Origin of the sequence: Achromobacter agilis (assembly GCF_900496965.1) — a bacterium.
In the GTDB taxonomy this organism is placed as follows: domain Bacteria; phylum Pseudomonadota; class Gammaproteobacteria; order Burkholderiales; family Burkholderiaceae_B; genus Achromobacter; species Achromobacter agilis.
In genome coordinates this window covers 12,733-26,018 of sequence record NZ_UFQB01000020.1, presented here as the reverse complement: position 1 = coordinate 26,018, position 13,286 = coordinate 12,733, and the positions used below count along the sequence as shown (strand labels likewise).

12 protein-coding genes are annotated in these 13,286 nt (G+C 66.0%); 2 read left to right on the top strand and 10 right to left on the bottom strand.

The genetic code is table 11. From position 1 onward, the window contains the following. Nucleotides 1-537: 537 nt before the first annotated feature. Complete coding sequence (glmS, locus tag AGI3411_RS21110; RefSeq protein ID WP_129529289.1) at nucleotides 538-2,370, bottom strand: glutamine--fructose-6-phosphate transaminase (isomerizing); 1,833 nt, start codon at nucleotides 2,368-2,370, stop codon at nucleotides 538-540. A gap of 151 nt (nucleotides 2,371-2,521) precedes the next feature. Between glmS and AGI3411_RS21105 the strand changes: the two genes are divergently transcribed. Further along, on the top strand, nucleotides 2,522-3,010 hold the full coding sequence (locus AGI3411_RS21105) for an Lrp/AsnC family transcriptional regulator (RefSeq protein ID WP_129529288.1): 489 nt from the start codon (nucleotides 2,522-2,524) through the stop codon (nucleotides 3,008-3,010). Nucleotides 3,011-3,028: 18 nt separating this feature from the next. Here AGI3411_RS21105 and AGI3411_RS21100 read toward each other — a convergent pair whose 3' ends face one another. The 6 genes from AGI3411_RS21100 to AGI3411_RS21075 all read right to left on the bottom strand — a co-directional run bounded on the left by AGI3411_RS21100 (nucleotide 3,029) and on the right by AGI3411_RS21075 (nucleotide 10,225). After that, nucleotides 3,029-4,087: a glycosyltransferase family 4 protein gene (locus AGI3411_RS21100; RefSeq protein WP_129529287.1), complete on the bottom strand. Its 1,059-nt coding sequence runs from the start codon at nucleotides 4,085-4,087 to the stop codon at nucleotides 3,029-3,031. Continuing rightward, complete coding sequence (locus AGI3411_RS21095; protein WP_129529286.1) at nucleotides 4,084-5,406, bottom strand: UDP-glucose dehydrogenase family protein; 1,323 nt, start codon at nucleotides 5,404-5,406, stop codon at nucleotides 4,084-4,086. Before AGI3411_RS21095 ends, AGI3411_RS21100 begins: the two co-directional genes overlap by 4 nt. Before the next feature lie 548 nt (nucleotides 5,407-5,954). Then, nucleotides 5,955-7,343, bottom strand: a complete 1,389-nt coding sequence (locus tag AGI3411_RS21090; RefSeq protein WP_129529285.1) for an MFS transporter — start codon at nucleotides 7,341-7,343, stop codon at nucleotides 5,955-5,957. After that, nucleotides 7,340-8,713, bottom strand: a complete 1,374-nt coding sequence (glmU, locus tag AGI3411_RS21085) for a bifunctional UDP-N-acetylglucosamine diphosphorylase/glucosamine-1-phosphate N-acetyltransferase GlmU (protein WP_129529284.1) — start codon at nucleotides 8,711-8,713, stop codon at nucleotides 7,340-7,342. Before glmU ends, AGI3411_RS21090 begins: the two co-directional genes overlap by 4 nt. A 68-nt stretch (nucleotides 8,714-8,781) precedes the next feature. Then, entirely contained in the window at nucleotides 8,782-9,531 is a 750-nt protein-coding gene (locus AGI3411_RS21080) for a PhaM family polyhydroxyalkanoate granule multifunctional regulatory protein (protein WP_129529283.1), read from the bottom strand. A gap of 43 nt (nucleotides 9,532-9,574) precedes the next feature. Next, entirely contained in the window at nucleotides 9,575-10,225 is a 651-nt protein-coding gene (locus tag AGI3411_RS21075) for an outer membrane lipoprotein (protein WP_129529282.1), read from the bottom strand. Between the two features lie 127 nt (nucleotides 10,226-10,352). Between AGI3411_RS21075 and AGI3411_RS21070 the strand changes: the two genes are divergently transcribed. Further along, on the top strand, nucleotides 10,353-10,574 hold the full coding sequence (locus tag AGI3411_RS21070) for a DUF3717 domain-containing protein (RefSeq protein WP_129529281.1): 222 nt from the start codon (nucleotides 10,353-10,355) through the stop codon (nucleotides 10,572-10,574). A gap of 8 nt (nucleotides 10,575-10,582) precedes the next feature. Here the strand turns inward: AGI3411_RS21070 and AGI3411_RS21065 are convergent, their stop codons facing one another. From AGI3411_RS21065 to AGI3411_RS21055, 3 genes are read right to left on the bottom strand one after another with little or no spacing between them, the layout of a single operon-like run. Then, entirely contained in the window at nucleotides 10,583-11,188 is a 606-nt protein-coding gene (locus AGI3411_RS21065; RefSeq protein WP_129529280.1) for an SCO family protein, read from the bottom strand. 17 nt (nucleotides 11,189-11,205) lie between these two features. Beyond that, entirely contained in the window at nucleotides 11,206-12,099 is an 894-nt protein-coding gene (gene cyoE, locus AGI3411_RS21060) for a heme o synthase (RefSeq protein WP_129529279.1), read from the bottom strand. Nucleotides 12,100-12,112: 13 nt separating this feature from the next. Next, nucleotides 12,113-13,147, bottom strand: coding sequence for a COX15/CtaA family protein (locus tag AGI3411_RS21055; RefSeq protein WP_129529278.1), 1,035 nt, complete (start codon nucleotides 13,145-13,147; stop codon nucleotides 12,113-12,115). Nucleotides 13,148-13,286: the final 139 nt, after the last annotated feature.

Sequence of the window (13,286 nt, the reverse complement as noted above, 5' to 3'; positions counted from 1 at the left end):
AAATTTTTGTTGCTGTGGAAATACGTCAGAGCGGTCGTAATAACCCCGGGAAATCCCTCAAATAATTACATTCATTACACAAACCGCAACAAAACTCGCCTGCGAGGTTGTTAATAAATATTAAAAAGAGTTTTTCTTGGTCCGGCTTCACGAAACTGAAAAAACATAATACCAATCCCAGGGTTATTTATTAATATCCAGGGAAAATGTCACTGTTTAAAAATCCAAGTCATGAATGCAGCCATAATTCGGAAGGGATATCGTGCTAGGGGTTCGGCTCGCGGCAACGGATAAACAGGAAAAAGCCCACCGCATGCGGTGGGCCGATATCCGATACTGCCTGGGATTTTGAGAAGCCGAGAATCGCCGCACCCCCCTGGCATGCGGATCGGCGCCCTTCCATTTGAAAGTCAAAATCCCTGAATATGGGATTCGCAGAATGCAAATAAGCCGCCAATGGCGGCTTATCCGGGGACATCCGCGCCAAGCATCAAGCCGACGCCATGCCCCGCCTGCAATCCGGAGCGGAAGCGGGCCTTATTCCACCGTCACGCTCTTGGCGAGGTTGCGCGGCTTGTCCACGTCCGTGCCGCGGGCGCAGGCCGTGTGATAAGACAGCAGCTGCAGCGGCACCGTGTGCAGGATGGGCGACAGCTTGCCGTAGTTCTCGGGCATGCGGATGACGTGCATGCCTTCGGCGCTCTGGATCTTGCTGTCGGCGTCGGCGAACACATAGAGCTCGCCGCCGCGGGCGCGGACTTCCTGCATGTTGGACTTCAGCTTCTCCAGCAATTCGTCCTTGGGCGCGATGGTGACGACGGGCATATGTTCCGTCACCAGGGCCAGCGGGCCGTGCTTGAGTTCGCCCGCCGGATAGGCTTCGGCGTGGATGTAGCTGATTTCCTTGAGCTTGAGCGCGCCTTCCAGGGCGATCGGGTAATGCATACCGCGGCCCAGGAACAGGGCATTTTCCTTGGAGGCGAAGCGATCGGCCCACGCCATGATCTGGGGCTCCAGGGCCAGTACCGAGCCGATGGCCACGGGCAGATGGCGCAGCGCCTTCAAGTGCTCGGCTTCCTGCTCGTCGCTCAGGCAGCCGCGCACCTGCGCCAGCGTCAGCGTCAGCAGGAACAAGGCCGTCAACTGCGTGGTGAAGGCCTTGGTGGACGCCACGCCGATCTCGACACCGGCGCGCGTGATGTACGACAGCTTGCACTCGCGGACCATGGCGCTGGTGGACACGTTGCAGATGGTCAGCGTGTTTTCCATGCCGAGCGAACGGGCATGCTTCAGCGCGGCCAGCGTGTCGGCGGTTTCACCGGACTGCGAGATGGTGACCACCAGCGAACGCGGATTGGGCACGCTGTCGCGATAGCGGTATTCGCTGGCGATTTCCACCGCCACCGGGATCTTGGCGATCGACTCGATCCAGTACTTGGCGGTCAGGCCCGCGTAGTAGCTGGTGCCGCAGGCCAGGATCAGCAGGGAATCAATGTCCTTGAAGATCTTGTAGGCATCGTCGCCGAACAGTTCGGGCGTGATGGATTCGATGTCCTGCAGCGTGTCGCCGACAGCGCGCGGCTGTTCGAAGATTTCCTTCTGCATGTAGTGGCGGTAGGGGCCGAGCTCGGCCGCGCCGGTGTGCACGTGCACGGTGTGCACTTCGCGGTCCACGTTCTTGCCGCTGGCGTCCACGATCCAGACGCGCGACAGCTGCAGGTCGACGACGTCGCCGTCTTCCAGGTAGATAATCTGGTCGGTCGTGCCGGCCAGGGCCAGCGCGTCCGACGCCAGGAAGTTCTCGTTCTGGCCTACGCCCACGACCAGCGGCGAACCCTGGCGGGCGCCCACGACGCGGTGCGGCTCGTCGCGGCAGAAGACGGCGATGGCATAGGCGCCATGCAGGCGGCGCACGGCGTTCTGCACGGCTTCGAACAGATCGCCGGCATACAGATGGTTGACCAGGTGCGCGATGACTTCGGTATCGGTCTGGCTTTCGAAGACGTAACCCACGGCCTGGAGCTCGGCGCGCAGTTCGTCGTGGTTTTCGATGATGCCGTTGTGGACCAGGGCGATGCGCGGCTCGTCGTTGCCCAGGTGCGAGAAATGCGGGTGGGCATTGTGCGTGGCCGGCACGCCGTGGGTGGCCCAGCGGGTGTGGGCGATGCCGGTGAAGCCGCTGACCTTGTCCTGGGCAACCTGTTCGGCCAGTTCGGCCACTCGCTGCGTGCTGCGCGTACGGCGCAGATGGCCGTCGGCATAGACGGCGACGCCGCAGGAATCATAGCCGCGGTATTCCAGGCGCTTGAGGCCTTCAACAAGAATGGGGGTGATGTCGCGCTGGGCGACGGCGCCAACAATGCCGCACATAGGAAGTGCTCCGGGAAGTTCGTGTACCGACGCATTGTGCTCGCGCAGCGAAGAAATTTGATTTCTTTATCTGGTCAATTATGTAAATTAATTCCCTTACATAAATGTGATTAAATAATCTTTCTTCAAATACGTTTTTTTGAAATTAACCATGCAGAATCCACCGATTCACTTGCCAGAATTGGATGATCTGGACCGGCGCATTCTTGAACAGTTACAAGAAGACAGCTCGCTGACCAATCAGGACCTCGCCCAGCGCGTGCATGCATCGCCCCCCACCTGCCTGCGGCGGGTCCGCCGGCTAGTGGACGAAGGTGTGATCGATCGGCAGGTGGCGATCCTATCGGCCGAGAAACTGGGCAGCACGCTGACCGCGATCGTGGAAATCACGCTGGACGTGCAGGCGGCGGAACGCCTGGACGAATTCGAACGCAGCCTGCTGGCCGAGCGCGCGGTGCTGCAATGCTACCGGGTGTCGCCGGGGCCCGATTTCGTGGTGATCGCGCAGGTGAAGGACATGCCGGCCTATCACGCGCTGGTGCATCGGGCGTTCACGGCCCAGGCCAACGTGCGCAACGTGCGCACGTTCTTTTCGGTGCATCGCGCCAAGTTCGAAACCCGGATCGACGTCCGGGCCTGAAACCGCCATGCCGCCGCGTCAGCGACGGGCGAGCAGGCGCTCGAACTGCGCCAGGTAGCGGTTGCCCATTTTCTGCACGTCGTGCTCGTTGCGGACGTATTCGTAGGCGCGCTCGGTGATTTCCTGGCGAAACGCCGCGTCGTCCAGGCAACGCGCCATGCCTTGCGCCATGGCGTGGGAATCGCCCACGGCGCACAGCACGCCCCGCCCATCGGCCAGGCTTTCCTTGAGCCCCCCGGCGTCGGTGGACACCACCGGCACCCGCTGCAGGAAGGCGTCCAGCACGCTGCTGCCCAGGGCCTCTTCCTCGGAGCTCATGACGAACACGTCGAGGATGCTGTAGAAGTCTTCCACGCCCTTGCGAAAACCGGCAAAGCGGTAGACGTCCTCGATGCCGAGCTTGCGCGCCTCGTCCTTGGCCTGTTCCTCGCGGTCGCCTCCTGCGCCGAAGTGCAGGAACACGAAATCGCGGCGCGTCCCGGCCAGTTCGCCGATGGCGCGCACCAGCGTCACCGGGTCCTTGTCGCGGATCAGCGCGGCGGACGTAGCCATGACCTTCTTGCCGGCGAGGCCGAATTCGCGCACCAGGTTGGCGACGTTCTCCGCATTGATCTCGTGCGGCTCGACCGCGCTGCGGATGATGACGGGCTCCAGCCCCAAGCGGCGCGGTTCGCCGGCAGCCATCTCGCTGATCGCCACGAACAGGTCCGCGTGGCGCCACTTGAAGCCGGTTTTCCATTCGTCGCCGGGCTTCACCACGAAGGAGGTACGGCGGGAGAAGGCCACCGGCCGGCGGTGCAGCCATTTGGTCAGGACCGCCCAGGTGATGGTGTTGGCGGTCTGGGCGTGGATGATGTCGTAACGGCCGGCGCCAGCCAGGAAGGCCAGTTGCCCGGGCACGTTGCGGCAGGTGTGGGCCACGAAACCCTCCTGGCGGGCGCGCTCGGCCAGCGGCGCGCCCTCGCGGCACATCACTTCGACGTCGTGGCCGGCCTTGCGGAAGGCGCGCATGCAGTACAGAGTCTGCCGTTCGCCGCCGCGCCAGCCTTTCTCGAAGTTCAGCTGCAGGATTTTCATGCGCGCCCGATGCCCGAGTATTCGAAACCCAGGGCTCGCACATCGGCCGGCGTGTAAAGGTTGCGGCCGTCGATGATCAGGGGCGTCTTGAGCAAGGCCTTGACGCGGTCGAAGTCCGGCGCGCGGAACACTTTCCACTCGGTGGCGATCAGCAGCGCATCCGCGCCATCCAGCGCGTCGTACATATCGGCGGCGAAGCTGATGCCGGGCTTGCCGGCCAGCACGCGGCCGGCCTCGTGCATGGCCACGGGATCGTAGGCGCGCACCTCGGCGCCGCGGCGCGTCAGCTCGGCGATGGCCGTCAGGCTGGGCGCTTCGCGCATATCGTCCGTATTGGGCTTGAAAGACAGGCCCCACAGCGCGATCTTGCGGCCGCTCAGGTCTTCGCCGAAGCGTTCGACCAGCTTTTCGGACAAGCGGAATTTCTGGGCGTGGTTGGCGGCTTCCGCGGCTTCAATGACCCGCATCGGCAGGGAATTCTCCGCGGCGGTATTGACCAGCGCCTGCACGTCCTTGGGAAAGCAGGAGCCACCGTAGCCCGCGCCGGGATATAGGAAGTGGTAGCCGATGCGCGGATCGGCGCCGATGCCGCGGCGCACCTGCTCGATGTCGGCGCCGAGCGCCTCGGCCAGGTTCGCCATTTCGTTCATGAACGAAATGCGGGTGGCCAGCATGGCGTTGGCGGCGTACTTGGTCAGTTCGGCCGAACGCACGTCCATCACCATCAGGCGGTCGTGCGTGCGCTGGAAGGGCTCGTAAATGCGGCGCATGACGCCGACGGTGTATTCGTCGTCCGCGCCGACCACGACCCGGTCCGGGCTCATGAAATCGTTGATGGCGGCCCCTTCCTTCAGGAATTCGGGGTTGGACGCCACGCTGAAAGGGATCTCCACGCCGCGCGCGGCCAGTTCGCGGGCGACGACGTCGCGCACCTTGTCGGCCGTGCCCACCGGCACGGTGGACTTGTCCACGATCAGCTTGCGCGCCGTCATGTGGCGCGCGATGTTCTGCGCGGCAGCCAGCACATACTTCAGGTCGGCGGAGCCATCTTCACCGGGCGGGGTACCCACGGCGATGAACTGCACGTCGCCAAAGGCGACGCTCTGCGCGATATCGTCGGTGAAATGCAGGCGGCCGGCCTGCACGTTGCGCCGCACCAGGTCTTCCAGGCCCGGCTCGTAGATGGGAATGCCGCCCTGGCGCAGCAGGGCGATCTTCGCCGCGTCCACGTCCAGGCACATGACGTCGTTGCCCATGTCGGCCAGGCACGCCCCCGACACCAACCCCACGTAACCGGTACCCACGACCGTGATCTTCATGCCTGAACGCCTTAAAAATTGGTAAGCCTCGCGCCCGGTATCCATAACCGGGCGCTGGCCGCCATTATAGAAGCCGCCGAAGGCGGAGGCGGCAGCCGGGGCAAGCACCTGCCGGACAGGCCTCCGGTACCAGGTGCCTGACACCAGCAAGTGTCTGACACCCTTATGGGATGACCTTCGGCCTGCTGCGACGCCCCGCGGGTGTCTGACACCCGGGAAGCGCTGCCTCAACGCCAAGCCCGGGTCGTAAGGGTCAGACACTGGTGGCCAGGACGCAGGCAGCGCGAAGTGTCTGACACCCCTATGGGATGACCTTCGGCCTGCGGCGGTGCTCCACGGGTGTCTGACACCCGGGAAGCGCTGCTTCAACGCCAAGCCCGGGTCGTAAGGGTGTCAGACACTGGTGGCCAGGACGCAGGCAGCGCGAAGTGTCTGACACCCTTATGGGATGACCTTCGGCCTGCTGCAACGCCCCGCGGGTGTCTGACACCCGGGAAGCCCTGCTTCAACGCCAAGCCCGGGTCGTAAGGGTGTCAGACACTGGGCCGCTAGGGTTTCAGCTTGGTGAAGCGAACGGTGTTGACCACCACGGCGAGCGCGGCACAGACCGTCCCCAGCACCAGGGCCAGGCCCGGGCCATGGGCCAGGCTGATGCTGAACGCGATCGCGACCAGCGCCGTGCCGAAGCTCTGGCCGAACACCCGGGTCGTGGCCTGCAGGCCGCCCGCCGCGCCGCTGCGCGAACGGGGCGCGGCCGAAAGCATGGCCCGGTTGTTCGGCGTCTGGAAGAACCCGAACCCCGTGCCCGCCACGAACATGCCCGCGATGATCGGCCAGTTGGACACCGTGGCAGGCAGCGCCGCCAGCCACAGCATGCCGGCAACCATCGTGGCCGCTCCGGCCCCGCTCAGGGTGGCGGCCGAGTAGCGGTCGGACAGCCGCCCCGCCAGCGGGGCGATGATCGCAGTGCCCACGGGCCATGCGCCCATCAGCATGCCCACCTCGAGGTAGGGCCGGCCCAGGACCTGCTGGAAATAGAACGGCAGGGACACGTAGGACGCCATCTGCGCCGCGAACGTACAGGCCGACGCTGCCACGGCGAAGGCCAGCGGACGGATGCGCAGCAGGTCCACGGGCACCAGCGGCATCGGCTGCCGGCTGGCCCGGCGCACCAGCACCAGGCCGGCCACCGTGGCGATCGCCGCCAGGCCGATCCCGCGCAACAGGTCCATGCCCATCATGTCCACGCCGGAGATGAACACGCCCAGCGTAAGCATACACAGCAGGGCGCTGATCCAATCAAGCTTGACGTTGTTGCGGGGCACTTCCGGCAGATGGCGCAGGCCCAGCATCGCCAGCACGCAGATCGGCAGGTTGACCGCGAAGATCCACGGCCAGGGCGCCACCGACAGGATGGCCGAACCGATGGTCGGCCCCAGCACCGACATGACCGCCACAGTGGTGGCGTTGATGCTGATCCCGCGGCCCAGCAGCTTCAGCGGATAGATGTTGCGCACCAGCCCGCCGAACATGCACATCAGCGTGGCCGCGCCTATGCCCTGGAACACCCGCGCCGCCGTCAGCTGCCAGAGCGAGCCCGCCAGGGCGCATCCCAGCGACGCCAGCGTGAACAGCACCAGGCCGAAGGAGAACATGCGGCGAAAGCCGATGCGTTCGGCCAGCGCCGACAGCGGCAGCAGCATCGTCACCACCGCCAGGTTGTAGGCGTTGACGATCCAGACCGCCTGGGCCGGCGAAGCGTTGAGGTCGACCGCGATGGTGGGCAGCGCGACGTTGGCGATCGTGGTGTCCAGCACCGACAGGCTGATGCCCGTCATCACGGTTGCCGCCGCCCAATACCGACGGGGTGTGGGCAGTCCATCGGGCGGGGCGGGCTTGCCCCTCCCGCCTTGCGCGGGGTCTTTCTCGCCCGTCACGATTTCTTGACCGGGCGCTGCCAACCGTCGATGGTGAGTTGCTTGGGACGCGAGACGGTCAGCTTGTCGGCCGGCGCGTCCCGGGTCAGCGTGGTGCCGGCGCCCAGCGTGGCGCCGCGGCCCACGCGCACCGGTGCCACCAGCTGCGTGTCGGAGCCGATGAAGGCGTCGTCCTCGATGACGGTGCGGTGCTTGTTCACGCCGTCGTAGTTGCAGGTGATGGTGCCCGCGCCCACGTTCACGCGGGCGCCGATGTCGGCGTCGCCGATGTAGGCCAGGTGGTTGGCCTTGCTGTCCTCGCCCAGCACGCTCTTCTTGATCTCGACGAAGTTGCCCACATGGCTGCGGTCGCCCAGTTCGGCGCCCGGACGCAGGCGCGCATACGGACCGACGCGCGCGTCGCGCCCGACCTGGGCCTGCTGCAGATGGCTGAAGGCCTCGATCTGCGTGCCCGGGCCGACGCTGACGTCGCGCAGCACGCAATGCGGGCCCACGCGCACCCCGTCGGCCAGCGTCACCTGGCCTTCGAACACGCAGCCCACGTCGATGAAGACGTCGCGCCCGCAGGTGAGCGAGCCGCGCACGTCGAAGCGCGCCGGGTCGGCCAGCGTCACGCCGGCTTCCAGCTGGCGGCGGGCCTGCTCGCTCTGCCAGCGGCGTTCCAGTTCGGCCTGCTGCACTCGGCTGTTCACGCCCAGCGTTTCCCAGTTGGCGCCGGGCTGCGCCGCGCCCACCGGCACGCCGTCGGCCACGGCGAGGCCGACGGTATCGGTCAGGTAGTACTCGCCCTGGGCGTTGTTGTTGTCGATACGGGAGAGCCAGTCCTTCAGCTTCGCGGTGGGCGCGCTGAGGATGCCGGTGTTCACTTCCTTGATTTCACGCTCGGCGTCGGTGGCGTCCTTGTGTTCGACGATGCGGCACACGTTGCCGCGCTCGTCGCGCACGATGCGGCCATAGCCGGAGGAATCCGCCAGCACTTCGGTCAGCACGGCGGCGCCGGCGCCGCGGGCCTCCAGCAGGCGCCGCAGGGTTTCGGGCTGCACCAGCGGCACGTCGCCATACAGCACCAGCGTCACGTCGTCCTTGCCGTCGCCTTCGAGCAGCAGCGGCACGGCCTGCTGCACCGCATGGCCGGTGCCATGCTGGGGCTGCTGCAGCGCGAAGTGCAGGTCGGCCTGGCCTTCGAAAGCCTGCTTGACGCGATCGGCGCCATGGCCCACTACGACGATGATGCGCGCCGGCTCGAGCTGGCGCGCGCTGTCGAGCACATGGGACAGCATGGGTTTGCCCGCCAGCGTGTGCAGCACTTTGGGAAGATCGGACTGCATGCGTTTACCCAGTCCGGCGGCAAGAATCACTACATTAAGCATAAGTTCCACAATGTTGAAGACAGCCCGGCGGCCTTGCGGCCATCCTGGGCATCGATTGAATAGGAGGGCTAGCTCGCGGCCGGCCCCGTTTTCTTGCCGGCCTTGGCGGCGCTTCGGGAAGCGGCAGGCTTGCGGGCCGCCGGCTTGGACGCCCGGGCCTCGGGCGCGGCCTTGGCATCGTCGGGCTTCGCCTTGGCCGATGTGTCGGCGCCGGGCGCGGCCGGCATGGAAGCCGCCGTCGCTGCGGCGATCTGGTTGAACTGTTGCTGCAGCAGGTCCCACCACGCCTTGGAAGCGGATTGCGCCGCGGCGCCCATTTGTTCGCTCATGCCCGGCGGGGCGGAAGGCGGTTCGCCCGCCGCGCCTGCCCCCTCCTGGCCCTTGGCATTGCCGTTCTCGGCGGCCCTGGGGGCCGCGGATTTCGGCGCGGGCTTCAGCCCCAGCACGACTTCCAGCGGCGACGCCGCGCCGCTTTCGCGCACGGCGGCCATGTCCATATTGGCCGCGCTGTCCACGAACGCGCGCAGCGTGCTGATGGTGGAACGCTGCACTTCCATGCCCTGGATCGTGCTGGACAGCATGCTCAGGTTCATGCGCAGCCAGTTCTCCACCGACCGCAGTTCCGCGATGCGGCGGTCCAGGTCTTCCAGGTTCATCGGGGGAGCCATCGGCAGGCTGCTGGCCAGGCCGCCCGGCCCGGTCAGGCCGGCCCAGGCCTGACGCATCATTTCCATGCTGGCCAGAAGCGGGTTGCCCGACAAGTCGGAATGCTGGCCCATGCCGGGTAGGACGAACGGGTTCGATTGTTGGTCGCTCATTCCTGGTCTCCCCAAAGACAGATTGTTGCCATCCGCGCCGGGCTCACCCCGGCAGCAGCTGGTTGTTTTCCACGCGCACATGGTCGCCGGACGCAAACGCGAACGGCTGGGCGCTGCGGAACTGGCGCGCGCTGCCGTCGCTCATGCGCACGGTGAGCTCATAGTGCGTCACCGTTTGTTGCTGTCTGATATTACGCTCAACTTCACGGCCTGCCAAAGCGCCGCCGACCGCGCCCAGCACCGTCAGCGCGGTCTTGCCGCTGCCGCCGCCGAACTGGTTGCCCACGACGCCGCCCGCCACGCCGCCGGCGATGGTGCCGACCAGGTGGTCGCTATTGTCTTTCACCGGCACCTGGACCTGGCGGATGGATTCCACGACGCCGCAGCTGACGCAAGCCTGCTGCTTGGCCGGGGCGGGCGCCGGCGCGGGATGCACCGTCTGCGCGGATGCCTGGCCGCCCTGCTGGGCCGGCACGCCCTGGGCGGACGGGGCAGGCATGGGCGCCAGGTTGGCGCCTTCCGGGCCGGCCTCGGCCACGGGTTCGTCTGCGTGCGGATTGGCCGAAGGCGTGGGCAGCCATCCCAGGACGGCGGCCACGCCGACCGAACACATGACGATGACGGCCACCGCCGCGGCCGCAACCAGCGGATGCAGCCCGCGGCGCGAGGCTTCGATTCGGGTAGGGGTACTCATAACGATGCTCCATCGTAACTAACCGGCAGTGGTATAGCACCCGCCCGCGGTTTCGGCATGTTGCGATGGTGACGCTTCTTTGCTGGGGGGCCGGTGGACAGCGATGGCCAATCGTGGACAATAGGGCATGGATTCCGTCACCCTGCCCCTGCTCGAACAGGCAATCAATTACTGGCGCAACGTCTCGCCTTCCGTCGGCGACGAATGCCGCCTGTGCCCCGAGGCGGCCGCGCTGGCGACCCCGTACGCGCTCATGATCATGGCCCACCGGCGGGAAATCCCCGCCGCCGAACTCGGCGACAAGGCGCGCGCCGCGCTGGACGGCTGGGCCGCCGCAGCGGGCAGATAGCGCCGCCCCTATTGCTTGAGCAGGGCCTGGATGTCGTGCGTCAGCGCATCGACGCCGATATTGTTGTTGGCCAGCACGCGCGATTCGCCCTTGCCGTCCAGCAGGTAGAAGGCGGCCGTATGGTCCATGGTGTAGCTGCCGTCCTTGGTGGGCGACTTGGCGTAGTAGGCCTTGAACGACGCGGCGGCCTTCTTGACCTGGTCCGGCGTGCCCGTCAAGCCCAGGAAACGCGGGTCGAACGCCGTAACGTATTGTTTGAGAACCTCAGGCGTATCGCGTTCGGGATCCACCGTAATCAGAAGCACCTGGACGCGGTCGGCGTCCGGCCCCAGCTTCTTCATGACCTCGGTCAATTCGGCCAGCGACGTGGGGCACACGTCCGGGCACTGCGTGAAACCGAAGAACACCACGACCACCTTGCCGGCGAAGTCGGACAGCTGCCGCATCTTGCCGTTGTAGTCGGACAATTCCAGGCCGCGGCCCAGCTGGGTTCCGCTGATGTCGCTGCCCTTGAACACGGGCGCGCTCTCGCCGCACGCCGCCAGGGCGACGGCGATAGTGGCGGCTGCGCCCAGGCGCAAGGCCAACCGGCGGCTGGTGGAAAACACGGACATCTACAACCTCCAGGAAATCAGCGCAATAGGCCGACCCAGTGGTCCGCCAGCAGGGCGCCGAAGAGCAGCGCCAGATAAAGAATGGAAAACCGGAACATGCTGCGCGCGAGCTCGTCGCTGTAGGCGCGGTACAGCCGCCACGCGTACGAGACGAACATGCCACCCAGCACCAGCGCGGACGCCAGGTAGAGCTCGCCGCTCATGCGGATGGCGTAGGGCAGCAACGTCGTGGCGACCAGCGCCACGCTGTAGAGCAGGATGTGCAGGCGCGTGAACTGGTTGCCGTGCGTCACCGGCAGCATGGGCAGCCCGGCCTTGGCGTAATCGTGATTGCGGTAGAGCGCCAGCGCCCAGAAGTGCGGCGGCGTCCAGATGAAGATGATCAGGACCAGGATCCAGGCTTCGGCCGGCACCGAGTCCGCCACAGTGGCCCAGCCCAGGGCCGGCGGCATGGCGCCCGACAGGCCGCCGATGACGATGTTCTGCGGGGTGCGCGGCTTGAGGATGACGGTGTAGATGACCGCGTAGCCCACGAAGGTGGCGAAGGTCAGCCACATGGTCAGCGGATTGACCAGGTGATAGAGCACGAACATGCCCGCGCCGCCCAGCAGGCCCGACAGGGTCAGCACCTGGAAGGCCGAGATGGTGCCGCGCGCCGTGGCCCGGCGCGCGGTGCGCAGCATGCGGGCGTCGACTTCCTGTTCGATCAGGCAGTTGATAGCGAAGGCCGCTGCGGCCAGCAGCCAGATGCCGATGGTGCCGAACACCACCCGCCGCATGTCCGGAATGCCGGGTGCGGCCAGGAACATGCCGATCACGGCGCAAAACACCGCCAATTGCGTCACGCGCGGCTTGGTGAGAACGAAATACTGGCGGAACAATCCGGTTTGGGGAGCGGCAATACTGGTCATAATGAGCCCTATTTTAAACGCGCACCGAATTGGGGCCGTAGTCGCGCGCGGGCAAGCGCCGCGCGGTGGACAAACGCACCATCAAGACCACCGCGGCCAGCGTCAGGCCGGCGGCGCCCCCATTGTGCAGCACCGCGATCAGCAGCGGCCACTGGAAGAAGATCGTGGTCAGGCCGGTCACGAGCTGCGCCGCCAGCAACGCCAGCATCAGGGTGGCTGGGCCGCGCAGCCCGGGCTCGGCCCGCAAGCGCCAGGCCAGCGTGCCCAGGTACAGGAACACCACGAAAGCGAAATTGCGGTGGACCCAATGAATCGCCGTCAGCGCCGGCTGGGAAATCATCTCGCCCGATGGCAGCTCGCCCAGCCCGCGGATGACGGAATACCCGCCGTGGAAGTCCATTTCAGGCACCCACTGGCCGTGGCACATCGGGAAATCCATGCAGGCCAGCGCGGCGTAGTTGGTGCTGACCCAGCCGCCTAGCGTCACTTGCACCAACAACAGGCCGAAGCCCACGGCCACCCACGGTTTCCAGCGCGCGGCCGAGTCGGGCACGGGCAGGTGCGGGCGTTCGCGCGCGGACAGCCAGGTCATCAGGGCCAGCACCGACAGGCCGAACACCAGGTGCGCGGTCACGACGGCGGGCATGAGCCTGTGCGTCACGGTCCAGGCGCCGAACGCGCCCTGCACGCAGACGGCCACCAGGGTGGCCACGGCCAGGGCCGGCGAGCGGCCCAGTTCGCGGCGGTAGCGCCATGCCATGTACACGATGCCGATGATCAGCATGCCCAGGATGGAGCCGACATAGCGGTGGATCATCTCGATCCAGGCCTTGGAGAGCGTGACGGGCCCGAAGGGCATGGCCTGGGACGCTTCGTGGATATCGCCCATGGCGCCCAGCGGCGTCACACTGCCGTAGCAGCCCGGCCAGTCGGGACAGCCCAGGCCGGAGTCCGTCAAGCGCACGAATGCGCCGAACATGATCAGGTCCAGCGTGAGGAACCAAGTGAAGAAAACCAGTTTGCGATACCGCGCTTTGATGCGTTCCATTTCCATAAACCATTACTGTGCCGCGCCGCGCACTCCCCCGCGACACGTAAAACCGGCAGCCCCCCCGCCGCCTCCGCTGACAAGCCATCCCGCTATTTCCTTCGCAACATGCCCCCCGCATGCAAACGTCGTCCACAAT

Excerpts from the sequence above, each read along its gene's own strand:
- glmS (WP_129529289.1), bottom strand. The coding sequence starts at position 2,370 with ATGTGCGGCATTGTTGGCGCCGTCGCCCAGCGCGACATCACCCCCATT.
- AGI3411_RS21105 (WP_129529288.1), top strand. The coding sequence starts at position 2,522 with ATGCAGAATCCACCGATTCACTTGCCAGAATTGGATGATCTGGACCGG.
- AGI3411_RS21100 (WP_129529287.1), bottom strand. The coding sequence starts at position 4,087 with ATGAAAATCCTGCAGCTGAACTTCGAGAAAGGCTGGCGCGGCGGCGAA.
- AGI3411_RS21095 (WP_129529286.1), bottom strand. The coding sequence starts at position 5,406 with ATGAAGATCACGGTCGTGGGTACCGGTTACGTGGGGTTGGTGTCGGGG.
- glmU (WP_129529284.1), bottom strand. The coding sequence starts at position 8,713 with ATGCTTAATGTAGTGATTCTTGCCGCCGGACTGGGTAAACGCATGCAG.
- AGI3411_RS21080 (WP_129529283.1), bottom strand. The coding sequence starts at position 9,531 with ATGAGCGACCAACAATCGAACCCGTTCGTCCTACCCGGCATGGGCCAG.
- AGI3411_RS21075 (WP_129529282.1), bottom strand. The coding sequence starts at position 10,225 with ATGAGTACCCCTACCCGAATCGAAGCCTCGCGCCGCGGGCTGCATCCG.
- AGI3411_RS21070 (WP_129529281.1), top strand. The coding sequence starts at position 10,353 with ATGGATTCCGTCACCCTGCCCCTGCTCGAACAGGCAATCAATTACTGG.
- AGI3411_RS21065 (WP_129529280.1), bottom strand. The coding sequence starts at position 11,188 with ATGTCCGTGTTTTCCACCAGCCGCCGGTTGGCCTTGCGCCTGGGCGCA.
- cyoE (WP_129529279.1), bottom strand. The coding sequence starts at position 12,099 with ATGACCAGTATTGCCGCTCCCCAAACCGGATTGTTCCGCCAGTATTTC.
- AGI3411_RS21055 (WP_129529278.1), bottom strand. The coding sequence starts at position 13,147 with ATGGAACGCATCAAAGCGCGGTATCGCAAACTGGTTTTCTTCACTTGG.